This is a genomic window from Spiroplasma endosymbiont of Megaselia nigra (assembly GCF_003987485.1).
Lineage (GTDB): Bacteria > Bacillota_I > Bacilli_A > Mycoplasmatales > Mycoplasmataceae > Spiroplasma.
Genome location: NZ_RCOO01000153.1, coordinates 1 through 2811, shown reverse-complemented (window position 1 = coordinate 2811; position 2811 = coordinate 1). Strand labels below are relative to the sequence as shown.

The window sequence follows — 2811 nt, the reverse complement described above, 5'->3', positions numbered from 1 at the left end:
AATTTCTTTGTCATGAATCAAGTGTTTTTATATTTACTTTATATTTTTGTGCAATATAAGTAAGCGATGTTTGTTCAATTTCTTTTACTGTATTTTTTCGAAATTCTGCAGTATATTTTTTAAATTTTTGTTCTTTTCCTGCCATTAAAAAATGCACCCCCTCTAAAAGTTTGATAAAGTTCTTTTTTAATTTTACTTACTTTTTGGGGTGCAGTCTTTTCCGTTTCTTTTTATGAATATTGTAAATCCGTAATTCAGTTATTCACCCAACTTTTTTAAAATTTTAAAAAAGTTTTATTTTTTTGATATAATACATTGATAAGAGAGCAAATATTAAGCTAGCATTTTTTAAGAAATGAGTTGAGGTTATGGGGAAAATTAAAGAATTAATTGATATTAATAAAATTGAAAATAATTTAGATTACAATGAATTACATGAAAAAAATCAAGCTCGTAAACAAGAAACGCCATTAGAAATGATGAAACGAATCAAGGCACCTCGAATTAGTTTTTTTAAGTTAGTTGCAATTTATTACCGTCGTTATTTATTACGTTCATTTACAATTTTATTTGCATTAGTACTAAGTTCAACTTCAATTGTTATAATGACTTTTTTAATTAACCAATTAATGAGTGAAATTTTATTTGAATTTGGAGATAATCCAAGTTCAGTCACAACAGGCTTACGATGATATATATGATTAATTATCATTGGTGTTGATTTATTAATTGCCGTAATTACAACAAATATTCGTGAACGAGTAGGTGGAATGCTAGGGCGGAATATTGAAATTGATGTTCGTAATGCAATATTAAATAATTTAGTTAATTTAAACATTGGTTATTATTCTGATAAAAAAATTGGAGAAACAATGACTAAATTAATTAATGATACACAAGTTATTGGGGATGAATCACAATTAACCCCAGCTAACTTAATTAGTATTCCAATTATATTTATTGGTAGTGCAATTTCATTATTAAATATTGATTGAAAATTAGCATTGATTTGTTTAGGATCAACAGCATTATTTATGGTTGCTGTGGCAGTAACTTTCCGTTCACAAGCATCAGAAACAGAAAATGTTCGTGCTAAAATTACAGATGTTAATGGAGATGTGACCGATCGAATTGCATCAATTTCGCTAATTAACGCAACAGGGACAGAAGAATATGAACGTGTTCGTTTTGAACAAATTCATAAAGAATATTACCGTGTTAATCGTCGTTTAAATCTTATTCAAGCACGAATGACAACAATTATTATTTTATGTGCATTAAGTTTAACAGTGATTGTTGTTTTAGCAAGTATTATTTTATATGGTAATAAAGGAGCAGAACATACTAATCGTATTATGAAAATTTTGCCAGCCTTTATTACAGGGGTTAATACTTTGGCATTTCCAATTTGAACTTTAACTGGATTAGTTCCAGGATTAGCACGTGCAACAGCTTCAACAAAACGAATTATTCAATTAATTCGTGTTGATACAATCATTGATCCAAACCGTAATGCGCCTGAGATACAAGAAGTTAAAGGTGATATTATTTTAAAAGATATTGTTTTTGAATACCCTGAAAAACCAGGTGTTATTATTTTACCTAAAACAACAGTTACATTTGAAAAAGGAAAAAGTTATGCTTTCGTTGGAGAAACTGGAAGTGGTAAATCAACAATTTCAAAATTATTATTACGTTTCTATGATCCAACGAGTGGGGAAGTTATTGTTAATAACACTAATCTAAAAAAATTAAATTTAGCAAGTTATTTAAAACATGTTGGTTATGTTGAACAAGAACCAAAAATTTTATTTGGGGATGTAATTTATAATGTTAAATACGGAATGTTTAATGCAACATATGAAGAAGTAGTTGAAGCTTGTAAAAAAGCCAATCTGCATGATTTAGTAATGTGTTGAAAAAATGGTTATAATACTATTTTAGGAGAACGAGGGTTTATGTTATCAGGTGGACAAAAGCAACGCCTAGTTATTGCCCGAATGATTTTAAAGAACCCACAAATTTTAATCTTAGATGAAGCAACAAGTGCTTTAGATAATATTGTGGAAAAAGAAATTCAAGCTGAATTAGAAAAAATTATGGTTGGTAAAACAACAATTTCAATTGCTCACCGATTAAGTACAATTAAAAATGTTGATCAAATTTTTGTCTTAGGAAAAGGGCAAGGAATTATTCAAAATGGTAAGTATGATGAGTTAATTGCAGTTGATGGTCCATTCCGTGACCTTCATCGTGCTGGTAATCAAGGAAAATAAAAAAGTGTTTATTTTGAACATCTAAAATAAAATTGACAGAAAAAAGAGACAAACATTTTCTGTTATATAATTTTATTGAAAGGATGTTCTTTTCTTATGGCAAAACAATGAAACAAAAATGAAAAACTAGAAATTTTAACATTTGCTGAGTTAAATGGCATTAAACTAACAGTTCAAAAATATAACATAGCCAAATCTACTATACATAGATGACGTGTAGACGCACAAAACAATTTTGATAACCTAGAATGAGGTCGTGGATCTCAAAGTAAACAAAAGACAAAAAGAAGAATTAGTATTTCAACAATTGACTCAAATGATGTCAAAAAAAATGTCACGTTCTGAATTAGAAGAGTAGAGTGCACCCCAAAAAGTAAGTATTAGTAAAAAAGGTTTATAAACTTTTATTTATTATATCCTTTTCTTTGCGGCTTGAATATCATTTATTTCATTTTTTAACATCATTAATATATTCGTCATGCGATAAGTAAATATTGTTATGAATTGTTGCTTTTTTTAATAAAGAATGAAAACT

The 2811-nt window shown here is 28.0% G+C and carries 2 protein-coding genes; both read left to right on the top strand.

The genetic code is table 4. The features are described 5' to 3' along the window. Positions 1-368: 368 nt before the first annotated feature. Complete coding sequence (locus D9R21_RS05575; RefSeq protein ID WP_126821428.1) at positions 369-2276, top strand: ABC transporter ATP-binding protein; 1908 nt, start codon at positions 369-371, stop codon at positions 2274-2276. Between the two features lie 96 nt (positions 2277-2372). Next, positions 2373-2660 (top strand): hypothetical protein, encoded by a 288-nt coding sequence (locus D9R21_RS05570; protein ID WP_126821427.1) that lies wholly within the window; start codon positions 2373-2375, stop codon positions 2658-2660. The last annotated feature ends 151 nt before the right edge of the window (positions 2661-2811 follow it).